19 protein-coding genes are annotated in these 18,850 nt (G+C 72.5%); 12 read left to right on the top strand and 7 right to left on the bottom strand.

Translation table 11 applies throughout. The features are described 5' to 3' along the window. Positions 1-53 precede the first annotated feature (53 nt). Complete coding sequence (gene fxsT, locus ABZ815_RS44140; protein ID WP_357707704.1) at positions 54-2,540, top strand: FxSxx-COOH system tetratricopeptide repeat protein; 2,487 nt, start codon at positions 54-56, stop codon at positions 2,538-2,540. Here the strand turns inward: fxsT and ABZ815_RS44135 are convergent. After that, positions 2,537-3,823: an HEXXH motif domain-containing protein gene (locus ABZ815_RS44135; protein WP_357707660.1), complete on the bottom strand. Its 1,287-nt coding sequence runs from the start codon at positions 3,821-3,823 to the stop codon at positions 2,537-2,539. The two genes, fxsT and ABZ815_RS44135, sit on opposite strands and share 4 nt — an antisense overlap. Continuing rightward, a complete protein-coding gene (locus ABZ815_RS44130) occupies positions 3,820-5,043 on the bottom strand; it encodes an FxsB family cyclophane-forming radical SAM/SPASM peptide maturase (protein ID WP_357707659.1) in 1,224 nt (407 codons plus the stop codon). Before ABZ815_RS44130 ends, ABZ815_RS44135 begins: the two co-directional genes overlap by 4 nt. Before the next feature lie 320 nt (positions 5,044-5,363). Between ABZ815_RS44130 and ABZ815_RS44125 the strand changes: the two genes are divergently transcribed. The 11 genes from ABZ815_RS44125 to hypE all read left to right on the top strand — a co-directional run bounded on the left by ABZ815_RS44125 (position 5,364) and on the right by hypE (position 14,491). Beyond that, complete coding sequence (locus ABZ815_RS44125) at positions 5,364-6,668, top strand: hypothetical protein (RefSeq protein WP_357707658.1); 1,305 nt, start codon at positions 5,364-5,366, stop codon at positions 6,666-6,668. A gap of 13 nt (positions 6,669-6,681) precedes the next feature. After that, a complete protein-coding gene (locus ABZ815_RS44120; RefSeq protein ID WP_357707657.1) occupies positions 6,682-7,194 on the top strand; it encodes a hydrogenase maturation protease in 513 nt (170 codons plus the stop codon). Continuing rightward, on the top strand, positions 7,187-7,540 hold the full coding sequence (locus tag ABZ815_RS44115) for a hydrogenase maturation nickel metallochaperone HypA (RefSeq protein WP_357707656.1): 354 nt from the start codon (positions 7,187-7,189) through the stop codon (positions 7,538-7,540). Before ABZ815_RS44120 ends, ABZ815_RS44115 begins: the two co-directional genes overlap by 8 nt. 56 nt (positions 7,541-7,596) lie before the next feature. Then, complete coding sequence (locus ABZ815_RS44110; protein WP_357707655.1) at positions 7,597-8,637, top strand: hydrogenase expression protein HypE; 1,041 nt, start codon at positions 7,597-7,599, stop codon at positions 8,635-8,637. 33 nt (positions 8,638-8,670) lie between these two features. Then, on the top strand, positions 8,671-10,467 hold the full coding sequence (locus tag ABZ815_RS44105) for a nickel-dependent hydrogenase large subunit (RefSeq protein ID WP_357707654.1): 1,797 nt from the start codon (positions 8,671-8,673) through the stop codon (positions 10,465-10,467). Continuing rightward, entirely contained in the window at positions 10,460-10,996 is a 537-nt protein-coding gene (locus tag ABZ815_RS44100) for a NifU family protein (RefSeq protein WP_357707653.1), read from the top strand. The genes ABZ815_RS44105 and ABZ815_RS44100 overlap by 8 nt, the downstream gene beginning before the upstream one ends. Continuing rightward, positions 10,993-11,586 carry a DUF5947 family protein gene (locus ABZ815_RS44095; protein ID WP_357707652.1) on the top strand — a complete coding sequence of 198 codons (594 nt, stop codon included), beginning with the start codon at positions 10,993-10,995 and terminating at the stop codon, positions 11,584-11,586. The genes ABZ815_RS44100 and ABZ815_RS44095 overlap by 4 nt, the downstream gene beginning before the upstream one ends. Positions 11,587-11,596: 10 nt before the next feature. Further along, on the top strand, positions 11,597-11,806 hold the full coding sequence (locus ABZ815_RS44090) for a hypothetical protein (RefSeq protein ID WP_357707651.1): 210 nt from the start codon (positions 11,597-11,599) through the stop codon (positions 11,804-11,806). A gap of 140 nt (positions 11,807-11,946) precedes the next feature. Continuing rightward, complete coding sequence (locus tag ABZ815_RS44085; RefSeq protein ID WP_357707649.1) at positions 11,947-12,216, top strand: HypC/HybG/HupF family hydrogenase formation chaperone; 270 nt, start codon at positions 11,947-11,949, stop codon at positions 12,214-12,216. A gap of 11 nt (positions 12,217-12,227) precedes the next feature. Then, positions 12,228-13,355, top strand: a complete 1,128-nt coding sequence (gene hypD, locus ABZ815_RS44080; RefSeq protein WP_357707647.1) for a hydrogenase formation protein HypD — start codon at positions 12,228-12,230, stop codon at positions 13,353-13,355. After that, positions 13,352-14,491: a hydrogenase expression/formation protein HypE gene (hypE, locus tag ABZ815_RS44075; RefSeq protein WP_357707646.1), complete on the top strand. Its 1,140-nt coding sequence runs from the start codon at positions 13,352-13,354 to the stop codon at positions 14,489-14,491. The genes hypD and hypE overlap by 4 nt, the downstream gene beginning before the upstream one ends. 42 nt (positions 14,492-14,533) lie before the next feature. Here hypE and hypF read toward each other — a convergent pair whose 3' ends face one another. From hypF to ABZ815_RS44050, 5 genes are read right to left on the bottom strand one after another with little or no spacing between them, the layout of a single operon-like run. Then, a complete protein-coding gene (hypF, locus tag ABZ815_RS44070) occupies positions 14,534-16,810 on the bottom strand; it encodes a carbamoyltransferase HypF (RefSeq protein WP_357707645.1) in 2,277 nt (758 codons plus the stop codon). Continuing rightward, positions 16,800-17,462 (bottom strand): SIS domain-containing protein, encoded by a 663-nt coding sequence (locus ABZ815_RS44065; protein WP_357707644.1) that lies wholly within the window; start codon positions 17,460-17,462, stop codon positions 16,800-16,802. The genes hypF and ABZ815_RS44065 overlap by 11 nt, the downstream gene beginning before the upstream one ends. Next, the gene (locus ABZ815_RS44060) at positions 17,459-17,683 is read right to left on the bottom strand and encodes a HypC/HybG/HupF family hydrogenase formation chaperone (protein ID WP_357707643.1); all 225 of its coding nucleotides are present in this window, start codon (positions 17,681-17,683) and stop codon (positions 17,459-17,461) included. The genes ABZ815_RS44065 and ABZ815_RS44060 overlap by 4 nt, the downstream gene beginning before the upstream one ends. Then, on the bottom strand, positions 17,680-18,276 hold the full coding sequence (locus ABZ815_RS44055) for an SIS domain-containing protein (RefSeq protein ID WP_357707641.1): 597 nt from the start codon (positions 18,274-18,276) through the stop codon (positions 17,680-17,682). Before ABZ815_RS44055 ends, ABZ815_RS44060 begins: the two co-directional genes overlap by 4 nt. Continuing rightward, complete coding sequence (locus ABZ815_RS44050) at positions 18,273-18,662, bottom strand: helix-turn-helix transcriptional regulator (protein ID WP_357707640.1); 390 nt, start codon at positions 18,660-18,662, stop codon at positions 18,273-18,275. The genes ABZ815_RS44055 and ABZ815_RS44050 overlap by 4 nt, the downstream gene beginning before the upstream one ends. Positions 18,663-18,850 lie beyond the last annotated feature (188 nt).

Below are 18,850 nucleotides of genomic sequence, written 5' to 3'. Positions count from 1 at the left end.
ACAAGCGGGTTATTGCTACGATCGGAAGCGTGACGGGTTCGCGGGCTGCGGCCATGCCCAAAATTTGGGGCGACAAGATACCACCGCGCAATAAGAATTTCACGGGCCGAGAAGCCCTTCTTGAACAACTTCACGCTGGAATCGCCTCAGATGTCACAGCGGTCGTGCCGCACGCCCTGCACGGCATGGGCGGCGTCGGCAAGACCCAGGTGGCGGTGGAGTACGCCTGGCGCTACGCGGCCGACTACGACATCGTCTGGTGGATCGCCGCCGACCAGGCCCTTCTGGTGCCCGCCGCCCTGGCCGCCCTCGCCCCGCGGCTGGATCTCCCGCCGGTCAAGGCCGTCGGCATCGAGGACACCGCGGCCGCCGTTCTCGACGCGTTGCGCCGGGGCGAGCCCTCCGACCGCTGGCTGCTCATCTTCGACAACGCCGACCAGCCCGAAGACATCAACAGGCTGATCCCGCGCGGTCCGGGCCATGTGCTGATCACCTCGCGCAACCAGGAATGGCGCAGCGTCGTGGACACCGTCCCGGTCGACGTCTTCACCAAGGGCGAGAGCGTCCAGTTCCTCCACAAGCGGGTGTCGAACAAGTTGCAGGAGGCCGACGCCCGGCGCCTCGCCGAGGAGCTGGGGCACCTGCCGCTCGCCCTTGAGCAGGCCGGCGCGCTGCAGGCCGAGGCGGGAATGTCGGTGGAGGAGTACCTCCAGCAGCTCGCCCGGCACATGCCCGACACCCTCCAGGACCCCAAGCCGCTCGACTACCCGCGCTCGATGACGGCCGCCTGGAGACTGTCGGTCTCCCAGCTGGAGCAGCAGATGGCCGAGGCGGTCGACCTCCTGCGCTGCTGCGCCTTCTTCGGCCCCGACCCCATTCCGGTCGACGTCTTCCGCTGGGGCGCCGAAGGAGCCGGCCCGGGTCTGCAGGATCTCCTCGACAAGCCGCTGATGCGCAGCAAGGCGATCCGGGTCATCGGCCGCTACGCCCTCGCCGGGCTCGACCCGGAGAACCGCACGCTCCAGGTGCACCGGCTGATCCAGGCGCTGCTGCGCGCCGACCTGAACGACGAGGAGCAGGACCGCTTCAGGAAGGTGGTCCACCGGCTGCTGGCCAGCGCCCGGCCCGGAGACCCGGAGAACGAGGCCAACTGGCCGCGTTACAGCGAACTGGTGCGCCACATCGTGCCCTCGGAGGTGGCCTTCACCCGCGACCCCGAAGTGCGTGACTTCGCCCTGAACATGGTCCGCTACCTCTACCGGTCCGGGCAGCACCAGCTGGGCCTGTCCTTCGCCGGCGACTTCCTGCGGCAGTGGACCATCGACTCCGGCCCCGACGACCGCCATGTGATCGCCGCCCAGGCCCAGATGGGAAGCGTGCAGCGCGAGCTCGGCGACTACCCGGGGGCCTACGAGACCGACAGCGCGGCGTGGGAACGCGCGAAGCAGGTCCTCGGCGACGAGCACGAGATGTCGTTGTTCATCGCCCAGGGCCTCGGGGCCGACCTGCGCGCGCGGGGCGACTTCGCCGACGCGACCCGGCACGAGGAACAGGTCCTCCAGGCGCACGTCTCCGCCCTGGGCCGCACCCACCTCGAAGTGCTCAACGCCACCAACAACCTGGCGCTCGACTACGCCCTGATCAGCAACTACACCCGGGCCCGCTCGATGCACGAGGACGTCTACAACGCCTCCAGCAAGCGCACCGACGTGAGCAAGGTCTCGCACCTGATCTTCTGGGGCAACCTCGTCCGGGTGGTCCGGCTCTGCGGCGACTACGAGGAGGCCTGCGACCTCGCCGAGGAGGCGCACGCCTTCGGCGTCAAGGAGCTCGACGTCGAGCACTGGGTGACGCTGCGCACGGCCAAGGACTGGTCGATCGCGCTACGGCGCTCAGGCCGCTACGACGAGGCCAGCGCCCTGGCCCAGGACGTGCTCGAACGCAGCACCCGGCTGTTCGGCCCGAGCCATCCCGACACCCTGGCCGCCGCCATGAACAACGCCAACGCCATGCGCACCACCGGCCGGATCAACGCGGCGTTCGACCTGGCCGCGCAGACCATGGAGCGCTACCCGGGGGCCTACCGTCCCGAGCACCCCTACAACCACGGCTGCGCCGGCAACCTGGCCCTCATGCACCGCGTGCGCGGCGACGCCGCCAGCGCCCGCAAGCTCAACGAGCAGTGCCTGGAGGCGCTCGACGCCAGGCTCACCCGCGACCACCACTATTCCCTCACCGTCGCCATCAACCTGGCCAGCGACCTGACCGCGCTCGGCGAGCTGCCCCTCGCGCAGCGACTCGGCGACGACACCCACAAACGAACCAGGCAGCTCCTCGGGGAGAGCCACCCGCTGACCCTGGGCTGCGCCGCCAACCTCTCCGTGATCCTGCGGCGGACCGGGTCCGAGGAGGAGGCCGACGCCCTCCTGTCCAGCACGCTCGTGCACTACGACCGCGTGCTCGGCCCCAACCACCCCGACGCGGTGGTGGCCAGGGAACAACGGCAGCTCGACTTCGACTTCGACCCGCCGCCGATCTAGACCCGCGGCTCGCCGTTCGCCAGCCGCCACCGGGTGAGGTGCCGCTCGGCCTGGTGGCGGGCGTTGGCCATGGCGGGTGCGGGCACGGGCTCGCCGAGCCAGGAGAGCAGCACCCGGCCCATGCCGGTGACGAAGCGCCGGCCTGCCGGGGTGAGCAGGCCGCTGTCCATCAGCGTGTCCACCGCCTTGCTGGTGCCGTCGCGCCAGCGCGCGAACTCGGCGTCGGCGTACAGGGCTATCTGCTGGTGCCGGCGCTGTCGCCGCCAGAACCCGCTGACGCCCAGGAACGCGTACGCGCCCTGGAGCAGCGCGGCCACGGGCCGTGGATCGTCGCGCCAGGGGGCGTAGAAGCGGCTGCGGTCGTCCGGCTCGGTCAGGCGGACGACCTCCTGCAGCGCGCCGAGCTTGGCGTGCTGGACCTCGTGGGCGAGCGCGGCGGCGAGCGTCAGGCCGTCCGGTGGGGCCGACACGCCGACGGCGCCGAAGGTCTCCGACGCCGTCCCGCTCACCTGCCCTCCTCGTTCGGGTTCGCGCAGCGGAGTGACCACGCGGTAGGCGAGCCGGATCTCGTCCGCCGTGGCGGGATGGTGGGCGGTGAGGATCTGCCACGCCTCGCGCAGCGCGGCCCGCCACCAGGGGAGCTCCTCGTCCGGCAACCGGCCCGCCACGTCGGCGGCCATCCGGTGCGGGTCGAGGTCGTCGACCATCAGTTCGAGCGTGTGGCCGTTCGCGGAAGCGGTCAGCCGGCGCAGCCCCCGCCAGCCCGGGGCGTCGCCGGAGGGCATGATCACGACATCTCCGACCCGCGCCCCCTCGGGCGTGGAACGCACCGTCACCCTGTCCTCCGCCACGGACGCCACGCCCAGCGACGGGAGCACCAGGGAACCGTCATCGGTGCTCACCTCGACGGACAGCGGGGCCCGCGCCCTGATCGCCGCGGCCGCCGCCAGCGCCGCCAGGCCGTCCGGACGGGCCCGCGCCGGGTCCCGTTCCAGCTCCATCACGGTCGTCCGCAACCAGGCTCCCACGGACGGGTAGCACAACACCGCCTCGACGGCCGCGGGCGCCTTGTCCTGGACGGCGGCCAGCAGCTCGTAGGCGTCTGCGGCGTCGCGCGCGCCCGGATGGCCGGCGGTCCGGGCGCCGAGCACGACTCCGCGCAGCAGCAACAGGTGTTTACTGCGTTCGATGGCGGCCAATTGGCGCATGGCCTCGGCCCCGCCTCCGCCGGACGCCATCAACGTGAACAGCTCGTCGGATATGCGATGCCTCCTGAAGCTCATCTGAACCTTTCCAGATCGGCTGCCACGGCTTTCCTGACGTGCCCGATGAGTTTCAACAAGTCAGGGCAGTAGACGGACGGATTCGCAAAACCCCGGCCCCGGTCGTAACGATGCGCGTAATAACCGCCGCCGCAAACGCTGCGCACCCGGCAGGAACGGCATTCCGGCGCCAGCGCCCGCTCCCCGATCTGCCGGGCGGCGGCGTCGGGCAGGAGCAGCGCCTCGTCGAAGGTGTTCCTGGAGACGTGCAGCCCTGTCGCGGGCGAGTCCGGGCGCAGGGATTTGACGGTGTCGGACAGCTCGATCGCGCCGTCGGTGTCTATCACCACGACGGTCACCGGCATCAGCCCGATGGACTCGTTGACCGACCGCCCGCCGAGCAGGAGCTGGATGATCTCGCTGAACAGGCGGATCTCGGTGTCCTTCCGGGGGGCGGCGTACCAGCGGTCGAAGACGGCGACGAGCCAGTCGGCGTACGGCGTGCGCGCGGATCCGCGGACCCGCCCCGGCGGCGGGGACGACCAGTCGCCCAGGGGCAGCAGGAAGTCCATCTTCGGCGGCTCGTGGCCGAGCAGCGCCTCGTAGGTGGTGACCGGGTCGTTCGCGAGGTCGACGGTGCACAGCAGGCCGCTGAACAGGTGCGGGAACGAGCCGCGCAGCAGGGCCAGCGAGCGGGCGACGGCGTCGTGGCTGCCCTTGCCGTTGGCGTACCGGCGGTGACGGTCGTGGGCGGCCCGGTCGCCGTCCAGGCTGACCGCCACCTTGATGTCCAGCTCGTCGAACGCGCGAAGGGATCGGGCGTCTAGCCGGACGCCGTTCGTCTGCACGCGGGCGTTCACCCGGGCCGTCCCGCCGACGGCCTCGCGCACGCCGGCGACGACGGCGCACAGGCGGTCGGGGCCGGCCAGGAGCGGTTCGCCTCCGTGCAGGATCAGCTCGACCGAGCGCAGCCCGTGGGTCTCGGCGTGCTCGGCGATCCGGTGGGCCGTCCAGGCCGCCGTCGAGGTGGACATGCGCATCGGCTGGTCACGCCAGCTCTGGTCGGCCATCTCGTACACGTAGCAGTAGTCGCACGCCAGGTCGCACCTGCTGTTGACCTTGACCACGAACTCGCCGAACGGGGTGGGCGTCCATCCGCCGGCGACGAGCGCGGGCACGTTCAGCGTCGCGGGCCACTCGGGTCGGCCGTCGCGCGGCATCGATCCGGAGTCCACTGCCACGCCTCGATCAACTCCCGAAGTGAGCATCCGGCCGCCGTCGCGCATTTGACCGACGTGCATAACCACTATGAGCGGGTAAAGCTGCGCAGTCAAACGATGTCACGGTCCATCCGGCACCCCGGAATACGGTGGCGAATTTGGAAAAGGAGGGCACGGGAGCGCGATTTGGCGCGGCGAAAGTCGCCGCGAAAGGCCCGGCCCGGCGGCGGGCCCAAGGCGGCGCTCGGCACAGGAATCGATCTCACCTCGCTAGGTGACTTCAGCACATACTGTACCGACTTACTTACCGTACGTGTGCATCTCTTGCTATACCGGACACCGTGGGCCCGGATGACACCTTCGACAGCGTCCGCGCGATCGCCGACGCGATCCTGTACGAGGGGTACCTGCTGTACCCCTACCGCCGCTCCTCCGGCAAGAACCGGGTCCGGTGGCAGTTCGGCGTGCTGCTGCCGCCCGCCTGGGCGCGGGCCCGGGGGCTCATCGGCGCGGGCGTGGCGGGCTCGGCCGAGTCGTGGTGCCAGCAGACGGAGTGCCTGCTCGAAGCGGCCGGTGAGGCCGCGGTCGAGCTGCGCGTCCGGTTCTTGCACCAGCAGCGGCGGCAGGTGCAGCGCCGGGACGCCGACGGCGCCTGGCAGCCGGTCGACTCCCTGGGGGACGGCCCCGCGCTGGAGCTGAGCTTCGACGAGGCCGTGCCGCGCGAGTTCGAGCTGCGTACCGGGACGGCGGAGCTGCTCGAAGGCGAGAGGCGGATCACCGTCGAAGTGCCGGCGGGCGAGGAGATCCGGCCGCTGGACGGCGGCCGGGTCCACGTCAGCCGGTCGGCGATCCGGGCGACGGTCGTCGTCTCGGTCACCCCGTGCGCGACGGCGTCCCCGCTCCTGCGCCTGCGCTGCCGCGTCGAGAACGACGACCCGGCCACCCCGGCCGACGCCTCCCGCGAGGACGCGCTGCGCGCCTCGCTCCTGGGCTGCCACACCCTGCTCGCCACGCGCGGCGGCTCGTTCGTCTCGCTGCTCGACCCGCCGGAGTGGGCCGCGGCGGCGGCCCGCGGCTGCGTCAACGCGGGCACGTTCCCCGTGCTGGCCGGTGAGCCGGGCGGGCGGGACGTGGTGCTGTCCTCCCCGATCATCCTGTACGACCACCCGCGTGTGGCCCCCGAGAGCCCCGGCGACCTGCACGACGCCACGGAGATCGACGAGATCCTGTCACTGCGCACCCTCACGCTGACCGACGCCGAGAAGCGGGAGGCCCGCGCCACCGACGCGCGGGCCGCGGAGATCATCGACCGGGTCGACTCCATGCCGCCCGCCGCGCTGTCGCGGCTGCACGGCGCGGTCCGCTCCCGCCGTCCCGCGGCGGGCGCCCACGGCGTGACGGTCGCCGGGGTGGAGGTCTCGAAGGGCAGCCGGGTCAGGCTCCGGCCGCGACGGTCGGGCACCGACCCCCAGGACATGTTCCTCGACGGCAGGACCGGCCTGGTCGAGGACGTCCTGCAGGACGTGGACGACAGCTGGCACCTGGCCGTCACCGTCGAGGACGACCCGGGCGCCGACCTGAACCGCTGGTACGGGCGCTACCGCTACTTCACCCTCGACGAGGTCGAACCTCTGGAGACGACATGAGCATGGAGGCGACATGAGCGCCGACGGCTCCCGGAACGTGCTGGTGGCCGGCATCGGGAACGTGTTCCTGGGCGACGACGGCTTCGGCGTCGAGGTGGTCAGGCGTCTGGACCGGGCGGAGCTGCCCGTGACGGCCGACGTCGCCGACTACGGCATCCGCGGCGTGCACCTCGCCTACGAGCTGCTGGACGGCCGCTACGACACCCTGATCCTGGTCGACGCCGTCCCGCTCGACGGCCCGCCGGGGACGCTGGCCGTCATCGAGGCCGACGACCGGCCGGCCGGGGGCGACGTGGCGATCGACGGGCACGGGCTGCACCCGGACGCCGTGATCCGGCTGCTGAACCACCTCGGCGGCGGCGTCGAGCGGGTCCTGATCGTGGGCTGCCGGCCCGCGGTCCTGGACGAGGTGATGGGGCTGTCCGAACCGGTGGCCGCCGCCGTGGAGGAGGCCGTCCGCCTCGTCGCGGAGCTGGCCCGGCAGGAGGCGGCGGGAAAGATCGAGAAGGAGACCACCGATGCATGAACTGGGACTGTGCGACGCGATCGTGGAGGCCGCGCTGGGACGGGCCGGCGGACGCCGGGTGGACGCGGTGCGCGTCCGCGTCGGCGGGCACCCGGTGGACCCGCGGGTCATCGACACGGGCTTCCGCCTGGCCGCCGCGGGCACCCTCGTCCAGGACGCGACCGTCGAACTCGTCACCGCGCCGTACGTGGTGCGCTGCGCGGGATGCGAGGCCGAGCAGGAGGCCCGGACCGCCACGGACCTGCTCGCCTGCCGGAGCTGCGGCGGGATGGACGTGGAGAGCGTCACGGACGAGAGCGTCGTGGTGGAGTCGATCACGTTCGCACCGGCCCCCGGGACCGCCTGACGGGCCTGCCGGCACCGGCCGGTGAACAGGCCGCCGACGTGAAGGAGAGAGGCGACATGGCCGACCAGACCAACGGATTCGACGAGATGCACATCTTGTGGATCTCCGAGGGCATGAGCTGCGACGGCGACACCGTCTCCGTGACGGCCGCGTCCCAGCCCGCCATCGAGGACGTCGTCACCGGACTCGTGCCGGGGCTGCCGAAGGTGCATCTGCACAACAAGGTCCTGTCGCCCACCGTGGGCGGGGAGGACTTCCTGGCCCCGTTCCGGGCCGCGGCGCGCGGCGAGCTGGAGCCGTTCATCTTCGTGCTGGAGGGGTCCGTCCCCAACGAGAGGATCAACGGAGAGGGCTACTGGACGTCGTTCGGCAACGACCCGGACACGGGCGAGCCGATGACCCTCAACACCTGGATCGACCTGCTCGCGCCCAACGCCTGGGCGGTCGTCGCGATCGGGACCTGCGCCACCTACGGCGGCATCCACGCCATGGCGGGCAACCCGACCGGCGCCATGGGCCTGGCCGACTACCTGGGCTGGGACTTCCGGTCGGCCGGCGGGCTGCCCATCGTCAACGTGCCGGGCTGCCCGGTGCAGCCGGAGAACTTCATGGAGACCCTCACCTGGGTCCTGCAGCACGCGGCCGGTTCGGCGCCGCCGCCGCCGCTGGACGCGCTGCTGCGTCCCCAGTGGCTGTTCGGCAGGACCGTGCACGAGGGCTGTGACCGGGCCGCGTACTACGAGCAGGCCGACTTCGCCAAGGACTACAACTCGCCCAAGTGCCAGGTGAAGGTCGGCTGCTGGGGCCCGGTCGTCAACTGCAACGTGCCCAAGCGCGGCTGGATGAACGGCGTGGGCGGCTGCCCGAACGTCGGCGGGATCTGCATCGGCTGCACGATGCCGGGCTTCCCCGACAAGTTCATGCCGTTCATGGACATGCCGCCGGGCAGCAGCCTGTCGTCGATGCTGATCAAGCCCTACGGGGCCTTCATCCGCCGCATGCGCGGCATCACCAACAACACCGCGAACGCCGAGCCGCGCTGGCGGCACAACCGTGACGCGCTGACCAGCGGCTTCGATCCGCGGTGGCGCCCGTAAGGGCCCACGACGCCAGAGAGGACACATCAGCACATGGCCATCTCCGAGCAGGAAGCGCCCGACCGGCGACCACCGGGGGAGCTCGTCGAGATGTCGTGGGATCCCATCACACGCATCATCGGCAACCTGGGCATCTACACGAAGATCGACTTCGCCAACCGGCGGGTCGCCGAGTGCCACAGCACCTCGTCGCTGTTCCGCGGCTACTCGGTGTTCATGAAGGGCAAGGACCCCAGGGACGCGGGCTTCATCACCAGCCGGATCTGCGGCATCTGCGGTGACAACCACACCACCTGCTCGGTGTACGCCCAGAACATGGCGTACGGCATCAAGACGCCGCCGATGGCCGAATGGATCGTCAACCTCGGCGAGGCGGCCGAGTACATGTTCGACCACACGATCTTCCAGGACAACCTCGTCTTCGTGGACTTCTGCGAGGCGATGGTCAAGGAGACCAACCCGACGCTGCTGGCGCGGGCCAGGACCACCGAGGCGCCCGGGGCGGCGATCCACGGCAAGCGCACGATCGCCGACATCATGGAAGCGTTCAACCCGTTCGAGGGCGACATCTACAAGGAGGCGCTGCGGGTCAGCCGCGTCACGCGGGAGATGTTCTGCCTGATGGAGGGGCGGCACGTGCACCCGTCGACGGTCTATCCGGGCGGGGTCGGCACGATGCCGGAGCCGACGTTGTTCACCGACTACCTCTCGCGGCTGCTCGGCGTGGTGGACTTCGTCAAGAAGGCCGTCGCTCTGAACAACGACGTGTTCGACTTCTTCTACGAGGCGCTGCCCGGCTACGAGGAGGTCGGCCGCCGCCGGATCCTGCTCGGCTGCTGGGGCGCCTTCCAGGACCCGGCCGTGGTCGACTACCGCTACGAGACGATGAACGACTGGGGCAAGGCCATGTTCGTCACCCCGGGCATCGTGGTGGACGGCGAGCTGGTCACCAACAACCTCGTCGACATCAACCTCGGCATCCGCATCCTGCTCGGCAGCTCGTACTACGAGGACTGGACCGGCGAGGAGCCGTTCGTCACCCACGACCCGCTCGGCAACCCGGTCGACATGCGGCACCCGTGGAACCAGACGACCCTGCCGGCGCCGCAGAAACGCGACTTCGACGGCAACTACAGCTGGGTCATGAGCCCCCGGTGGTTCGACCGGCGCACCGGCGACCACCTGGCGCTCGACACCGGCGGCGGCGCCTTCGCCCGGCTGTACGTCACCGCCCTGTCGGGCATCGTGGACACCCCGTATGTGAAGGCGACGGGCTCGTCGGTGCAGATCTCGCTGCCGAAGGGCCGCGACCTGCCGGAGACGACCCTGGAGTGGCGCATCCCGCCCTGGTCCAACGCCCTGGAGCGCAACCGGGCCCGGGTGTACTTCGTGGCCTACGCCGCGGCCATGGCGGTGTACTTCGTCGAGCAGGCCATGGAACGCATGCGCGCCGGGGACACCAAGGTGTTCACCGACTTCGCCGTGCCGGAGGAGGGCATCGGCGTCGGGTTCCACGAGGCGGTGCGCGGCGTGCTCTCCCACCACATGGTCATCCGGGACGGGAAGATCGCCAACTACCACCCGTACCCGCCCACGCCCTGGAACGGCAGCCCGCGTGACAGCTTCGGCACGCCCGGCCCGTACGAGGACGCCGTCCAGGACATGCCGATCTTCGAGGAGAACGGCCCGGACGACTTCAAGGGCGTCGACATCATGCGCGCGGTGCGCAGCTTCGACCCCTGCCTGCCCTGCGGCGTGCACATGTACGTCGGCAAGGGACGCACGGTGAAGAAGCTGCACTCGCCGATGTTCGGCGCGAGCCATGGCTGAGCCGGACCGCCTGGACGACCAGGCGGTGGCCCGCCTGCTGGAGCGGCTGGAGGAGACCCTGGGGCGGCTGGAGGGCACGCCCGGCCCGACGGCGGAGACGGCGCTCGACGCCGTCGCGATCCTCGCCGAGGTCTACGGCGAGGCCCTGGCCCGGGTCATGGACCGGGCCCCGGCCGGGTCCGCGGTCGCCGCCGCCCTGGCCGACGACGAGCTGCTCGGCCACCTGCTGGTCCTGCACGACATCCACCCCGAGCCGCTCCGGCGGCGGGTCGAGCGCGCGCTCGACGGCCTGGCCGGCGCCCTGCGCGCCCAGGGGGTGGAGGCGCGGCTCGCCGACGTGACGGACGACGTCGCGCGGGTGCGGCTGACGGGCGGCTGCTCGTCCGGGTCGGAGCCCGTACGGCGGGCCGTCGAGCAGGCGGTGCGCGCCGTCGCGCCGGAGGTGGGGACGGTCGAGGTGAGCCGCGCCGCGCCGGTCGCCTTCGTCCCCGCCGACGCGCTGCTGGTCCGGCCCGGCGGCGCCGCGTGAGCACGTCCGCGCACGGCCGGCTGCTCAGGCGGACCGCGCGCCGCCGGGACGCGGGCGCGCGCTGCGAGCTGTGCGAGGCGCCGGTCCAGGGCGGGCACGGGCACGTCGTGGACACGCGTTCGGCGGAGGTGCTGTGCGCGTGCCGGGCGTGCGCGCTGCTGTTCGAGCCGGACGGCGACGGCCACTTCCTGCGGGTGCCCGAACGGCGGCTGCGGCTGACCGGGGTGCGGCCGGCCGACCTCGGCATCCCGGTCAGCCTGGCGTTCTTCGTGACCGCGCCCGACGGCTCGGCCACCGCGCACTACCCGAGCCCGCTGGGCGGCACCCGCAATGACCTGGACGCCGCGGCCTGGCAGGCGGTCGCCGCCCGCGCCGCGGAGCTGGGCACCATGCGGCCGATGGTCGAGGCGCTGCTCGTCAACGGCGTACGGGGGGCCGGTGAGTGCTGGCTGGTACCGATCGACGACTGCTACCGGCTGATGGCCCTGGTACGAGGTGAATGGACCGGTATGTCAGGCGGCGATCAGGTATGGGCAAAGATCGCGCAGTATTTCGCCCAGCTCGACGACGCAGGGCATCGCCGGGGGTAGGACCCGCACCATGGCACACATCAAGGTGGGCAAGCCCGACGTCGCACCCGACGCGACGGCGCACGTCAAGGGTGTCGAGCAGGGCAACCGGCCCGGCGCGTACGAGCAGCAGGCGGGACACCACCGGGACGGCACGGCCGACGCCCGGCGCTCGACGGGGATCAGCCCCAAGAAGCACGACCCGATCCTGCCCGTCATGCCCAACCTCCCGCCAGGCTGAGAAAGAGGGAACAGACATGCGGCGACCACGTACGACGCTGCTGGCCGGGCTGGCCGGGGCGGTGCTCCTGGGGATGTTCTGGAAGGAACTCCCGGCGCTGAGGCGCTACATCAAGATCAAGCAGATGTGATCCCGGAACGATGTGTCTTGGCATCCCCGGAGAGATCGTCGAGCTGCTGCCGGACCGGGCCGACCTGGCCACCGTCGAGGTCGCCGGCGTACGCCGCGCGATCAGCGTCGGCCTGCTGGACGGGCCGGTCCGGCCCGGTGACTGGGTCCTGGTGCACGTGGGCTTCGCGATGTCCAGGATCGACGAGAGCGAGGCCGCGGCGACGCTGGCGCTGCTGAACGGCCTCGGCCCCGCCTACACCGACGAGCTCCAGGCGCTCGCCGAATCCGACATCACGTGAAAGGCGCCGGCATGCGCTTCGTCGACGAGTACCGCGACGCCCGGACGGCACGGGCCCTGGCCGCGCGGATCGCGGAGCTGTGCGAGCCCGGCCGCCGCTACACCTTCATGGAGGTGTGCGGCGGGCACACCCACACGATCTACAAGCACGGCGTCGAGGACCACCTGCCGCCGAACGTGAACCTCGTCCACGGGCCCGGCTGTCCCGTCTGCGTGATCCCCATGGGACGCGTCGACGACGCGATCGCCATCGCCCGCGAACCGGACGTGATCATGACCTCGTTCGGCGACATGATGCGGGTGCCCGGCGGCGAGGGCTCCTTCCTGGACGCCAAGGCCGCCGGCGCGGACATCCGCATGGTGTACTCCCCGCTCGACGCGCTGCGGATCGCCCGCCAGAACCCCGGCCGCCGGGTCGTCTTCATGGCGATCGGCTTCGAGACCACCGCGCCGTCCACGGCGATGACCGTGCTGCGGGCCGCGGCCGAAGGGCTCGCCAACTTCTCCGTCTTCTGCAACCACGTCATGATCATTCCGGCGATCAAGGCGATCCTGGACTCGCCGGACCTGCGGCTCGACGGCTTCATCGGGCCGGGCCACGTCTCCACCGTGATCGGCTGCCGGCCGTACGCGTTCATCGCCGAGGAGCACGGCAAGCCGCTCGTCTGCTGCGGGTTCGAGCCGCTGGACGTGCTGCAGTCGATCCACATGCTGCTGCGGCAGCTCGCCGAGGGGCGGGCCGAGGTGGAGAACCAGTACACGCGGGTGGTGCCCTGGGAGGGCAACGGCCGGGCGCTGGAGGCGATCGGGAAGGTGATGGAGCTGCGCCCGTACTTCGAGTGGCGCGGCCTCGGCTTCATCTCCCACTCCGCGCTGCGCCTGCGCGACGCCTACGCGGCCCACGACGCCGAACGCATCTTCCAGGTGCCGGGCGTACGGGTGGCCGACCCGAAGGCGTGCCAGTGCGGCGAGGTGCTCAAGGGCGTGCTCAAGCCGTGGGAGTGCAAGGTGTTCGGCACCGCGTGCACGCCGGAGACGCCGATCGGCACCTGCATGGTGTCCTCCGAGGGCGCCTGCGCCGCGTACTACAACTTCGGCCGGTTCACCCGCTCGCGGGCCAAGGAGGCGACCACGGCATGACGACCGAGCGCACCGCCGGATGGGCCGAACGAGCCGTCCGCGAGGCGGGCGGGCCCGCCGGCACGGCGACCCGCGAGGAAGAGGTGCTGCTGCGCATCGAGCGTGCCCGGGGACGCCGGGCCCGGGTGCGGGAGGAGCGCATCACGCTGGCCCACGGCGCGGGCGGGAGCGCCTCGCACACGCTGGTCGAGGCCGTGTTCGTGGACGCGTTCCGCAACCCGATCCTGGAACCGCTCGGCGACGGTGCCGTGCTGGAGGTCGGCGGCGGGCGGCTGGCCTTCAGCACCGACTCCTTCGTGGTCTTCCCGCTGTTCTTCTCCGGCGGCGACATCGGCGACCTGGCCGTCAACGGCACGGTCAACGACCTGGCCGTCTGCGGGGCCCGGCCGCTGTACCTGTCGGCCGGGTTCATCCTGGAGGAGGGCTTCCCGGTCGCCGACCTGCGGCGGATCGCCGGCTCGATGGCCGCCGCCGCGGCCCGGGCCGGCGTCCATGTGGTGACCGGGGACACCAAGGTCGTGGAACGCGGCAAGGCGGACGGCTGCTACGTCACCACCGCCGGCGTGGGCGTCCTGGAGCGGGAGACGGAGCTGACGCCGTCGGCGATCAGGCCGGGCGACGCCGTCATCGTGTCGGGGCCGATCGGCGAGCACGGCGTCACCATCATGATCTCCCGTGGGGAGCTGGACATCGAGGCCGACCTGGCCTCCGACACCGCGCCGCTCAACGGCGTCGTCGCCGCGCTGCTCGACGCCGTCCCCGGGGTGCGGGTGCTGCGGGACGCCACGCGCGGAGGGGTGGCGACGGTGCTCAACGAGCTCGCCCGCGCCGCGCGGCTCGGCATCGTGCTGGAGGAGTCGGCGGTGCCGGTCCGGCCGGTGGTGAACGGCGCCTGCGAGCTGCTCGGCATCGACCCCCTGTACGTCGCCTGCGAGGGGCGGTTCGTCGCCGTGGTCGACGGCGAGCAGGCCGGGAGGGCGCTGGAGGCGCTGCGCGGCCATCCTCTCGGCGCGGAGGCCGCCGTCGTCGGCCGGGTGCGGGCCGAGGCCCCTGGGCTCGTGCTGCTCGACACGGCGTTCGGTGGCACCCGGATCGTCGACATGCTCGTCGGCGACCCGCTGCCGCGCATCTGCTGAGGTCCCGATTGTTGCGATGCGGCCCGTCCGGTGCGGCGGGGCTCATCCGGCGGGGTCGAGGGCGGCGGCGACGGCGGCCTGGCCCAGGCTGAGGCCGCCGTCGTTGGGCGGCACCCGTGAGTGCAGCAGCACCCGCAGGCCCGCCTCCCGCAGGCCCGTCTCCATCCGCTCCAGCAGGACGACGTTCTGGAAGACGCCGCCGGACAGCGCCACGTCCCGCAGCCCCGTCCGCTCGCGCAGCGCCTGCACCGCCCGCAGCAGGGCCCGGGCCAGGCCGTTGTGGAAGCGCGCGGCCACCAGCGGCGTCGGCACGCCCGCCAGCAGGTCCTCGACCGCGCCGCGGACCAGGTCGGTCCCGGACACGACCAGCTCCGGCCCGGTGGACAGCGCCGCCGGGTAGGCGGCCCGCTCGCCCGGATCGGCGAGCTGCTCCAGTTCGATCGCGGCCTGCCCCTCGAAGAGCACCCGGTCGCGCAGCCCGGCGATCGCCGCCACGGCGTCGAACAGCCGGCCCGCGCTCGACGTGACGGGCGCGTTCGTCCCGGTGCGGGCCAGCGCCGCCACCGCCGCCCACCGGTCCCGGTGCCGCCGGACGAAGGGCAGGTCCGGGGGCTCGTCGCCGTAGATCGCGTCGAGGTAGGACACGCCCATGCGCCACGGCTGCCGTACGGCCGCCGCCCCGCCGGGCATCGGCAGCGCCTCCAGGTGTCCCGCCCGCTCGAACCCCCGCAGGTCGGCGACCAGCAGCTCGCCGCCCCACAGGGTGCCGTCGGAGCCCAGGCCCAGGCCGTCCAGGGCGACGCCGATCACCGGGCCCTCCTCACCGTTGTCGGCCAGGCAGGAGGCGATGTGGGCGTGATGGTGCTGCACGCCGACGAGTTCGACGTCGTCGAGGCCGAGCGCGTACTTGGTGGACAGGTACTCCGGGTGCAGGTCGTGGGCGACGAGCCGGGGCCGGACGCCGAACAGCCGGCTCAGCCGGTCGATCCCCTCCGCGTACGAGCGCAGCGTCTCGTAGCCCTCCAGGTCGCCGATGTGCTGCGACAGGACCGCGTGGCGGCCCTTGACCAGGCAGAAGGTGTTCTTCAGCTCGCCGCCGCAGGCCAGCACGTGCCGGGACGGCGGCCGTCGCAGCGGCACGGGGGCGGGCACGTACCCGCGCGAGCGGCGTACGGGCAGCTCCCGGCCGCGGAACAGGCGCACCACCGAGTCGTCGGCCCGGACGTGGATGCGCCGGTCGTGGACGAGGAAGCCGTCGGCGATGCCGGACAGCCGTTCCAGGGCGTCGTCGTCCCGGTGCGCGATCGGCTCGTCCGACCGGTTCCCGCTGGTCAGGACCATGGGACGGCCGAGCCGTACGGCCAGGAGGTGGTGCAGCGGCGTCGCGGGCAACATCACCCCCAGCTCGCGGTTGCCCGGCGCGACCGCCTCGGCGACCGGCGCCCCGTCCCGGCGCGGCAGCAGGACGACGGGCCGCCGCGGACCGCTCAGGACGCCCTCGGCGGCCGGGCCGAGCAGGACCAGCTCGCGCGCCGCGGCCAGGTCGGCGGCCAGCACCGCGAACGGCTTGCCCTCCCTGCGCTTGCGGGCCCGCAGCGTGCCGACCGCCTCCTCGTCCCCGGCCACGGCCGCCAGGTGGTATCCGCCGACGCCCTTGACGGCCAGGATCCTGCCCTGCGCCAGCCAGAGCGCCGCCGTCCCGACCGGGTCGCCCGGTCGGGGCCGGCCGTCGGCGTCCAGCAGCCGCAGCGACGGCCCGCAGGCGGGGCAGCACACCGGCTGCGCGTGGAAGCGCCGGTCGCCGGGGTCGCGGTACTCCCGCGAGCAATGGGCGCACATCGCGAACGGGGCCATCGTGGTGTTGGGCCGGTCGTAGGGCAGGTCGGTGACGATGGTGAACCGGGGTCCGCAGTCCGTGCAGTTGGTGAAGGCGTAGCCGTGGCGGCGCGCGGCCGGGTCGGCGATCTCCGCCGCGCAGGCGTCGCACGGGGCCGTGTCCGGCGGCACGCACACCTGGCGGGCGCCCTCGCCGCGGCTGGGCACGATCCGGAAGCCCGACTCCGCGACGGGCTCGGCGTCCGCCACGGTGACGCTCTCGACCAGCGCCGCGGGCGGCGCCCGCCGTTCCAGCTCGGCGACGAAGGCCCGCAGCGCCGACGGCTCGCCCTGGGCCTCGATGAACACGCCGCGCGGATCGTTGCCCACGAACCCGGCCAGCTCGTGCCGTCCGGCCAGACCGCTGACGAAGGGCCGGAAGCCGACGCCCTGGACCAGCCCCTCGACCCGGACCCGGATGCGGCCGGGCCCCTCAGCCGTCACCGGTCAGCGCCCGCTGCACCAGCTCCCACAGGACGTGGTAGAGGGTCACCTGGGCCTCCTGGATCCGGTGCACCGACGGCGACGGCACGACGAACAGGTGATCGACCAGGCCGTCCGCGGCCATCCGTCCGCCGTCGCCGCCGGCCAGGCCGACGGTCAGCGCGCCGCGGCGGCGCGCCTCGGCCAGGGCGTGCAGCACGTTCGCCGAGCCGCCGCTGGTCGACAGGCCCACCACGACGTCGCCGGGCCCGGCGAAGGCGGCGACCTGACGGGCGAAGGCCAGGTCGTAGCCGACATCGTTGGACAGGGCGGTGACGACGGCGGCGTCCACGGCCAGGCAGGTCGCCGCGAGCGCCCGGCCGCGCGGCGGGTGGGCGAAGAGCTGGGCGAGCGCCTGCGCGTCCGTGGCGCTGCCGCCATTGCCGACGGCGAACAGCCTGCCGCCGGACTCGAAGGCCGCCGCCGTCCGCGCAGCGCAGCGCGCCAGCTCCTCGCCGTGCAGCCCGGCGACGGTCTCCCGCAGGGCGACGATCTCGTACGCCTTGTCCGCGCAGGAGCGGCGCACCTCCGCCAGGAGGGCGTCCGGGTCGGTGGGCCGGACGTACAGGAAGGGGTAGAGGGCCTCGACGCCGGTGCCTTCTGTCGTGCTCATCCGCATTCTCCTCCCACCGCGATGGCCTCCCCGGCGTGCACCAGGACGACGTCGCCCGGCCCGGCCTCGACCAGGGCCACGCTGATCTCCTGGGGACCGCCGGCGTCCGCCCGCGCGATCGCCATCCCGTCGCCGAGCAGCTCGACGACGCGCATGGGCACGGCGAGGTCGGAACAGGTCAGGCACACCGGCTCCGCCGGCTCCATCGGCTTCTCGGTCATCGGGCCTCCTCCGGCTGGTCGAGGAAGACGTGCACCAGCTCCCACAGCAGGTGGTAGACCGTCATGTGGATCTCCCGGACCACGCACGGGTCGCCGGACCGGGCGGCGAGCACGTGGTCCACGGCCGGGCTGCGGCCGATCGCGCCGCCGTCCCCGCCGCCGTCCCCGCCCACGAGCGCGACGGTCAGCAGTCCGAGCCCGCGGGCCGCCTCCAGCCCGCGCAGCACGTCCGCGCAGCCGCCGTCCCAGGAGAACCCGAGCGCCATGTCGTGTTCGGCGGCCAGCAGGCGCACCTGCTCGGCGTAGATCTCCTCGAACCCCCTGCGCGCGGCGACGGCGGTCAGCCGGGCGGCGTCGTGGCTCAGGGAGAGGGCGGGCAGGGCCCTCTTGCCGACGATGACCGGATGGACGAACTCCACGGCCACGTGCTGGGCGTCCGCCGAGGCACCGCCGTCGCCGAAGACCAGCAGCCGGCCGCCCCGTGCGAACCGCAGGGCCATGGCCCGGCAGGCCAGGGCGATCGGGGCGGCCTCCTCGGCGAGCGCCCGTCCTGGCGCGACCCGGCGCTCGAAGGCTGTCGACACAAGCGTCATCTCACCTCTCCTTGCCACGCCTCTCCCTGCCATGGGGCGGCGTCATGGGACGGCGGCCGGTGCCCCTCGTCCCACAGGGACGCGCAGGCGCGGAGGACGTCCTCCAGGTCCCGCAGCCGGATCATGGCGGCCTTCAGCTCGCTCAGGCCCGAAGCGGTGATCTCGTACCTCCTGCGCGGCGGTCCCGTACGCGAGGCGGTCCACGAGGAGACCAGGCACCGGTCGCGTTCGAGGGCGCGCAGCAGCCGGTAGACATGGCCGGGCTCCGCCCCCGCAACGCCCAGCTCCGCCAGCCGGTCGATCAGGTCGTAGCCGTGGCCGGGCCGCTGCCAGACCAGGAGAAGCAGGAGCGGGGACAACAATCCTCGCCTCTCGCCGCCTTCCATACGATCTCCCCCGCCGGCGGAACGCACACTCCAAGGGGTAGTAGAACGTGCACAGGGGGCGATTCCGTAGCTCCGCACGCCGTCCTTGCCAACTTCTGACAGAAGCCAAGCCAAGGGTTAGGTCTCCGGCGGTCGGCACCGCGCCGAGCCGACGGTCTCAGCGCCGCTGTCAGGGAGACGTCGGCCGC

It is taken from the genome of Nonomuraea sp. NPDC047529, assembly GCF_040642995.1.
GTDB lineage: Bacteria > Actinomycetota > Actinomycetes > Streptosporangiales > Streptosporangiaceae > Nonomuraea.
This window is presented reverse-complemented; position numbering and strand designations above follow the sequence as displayed.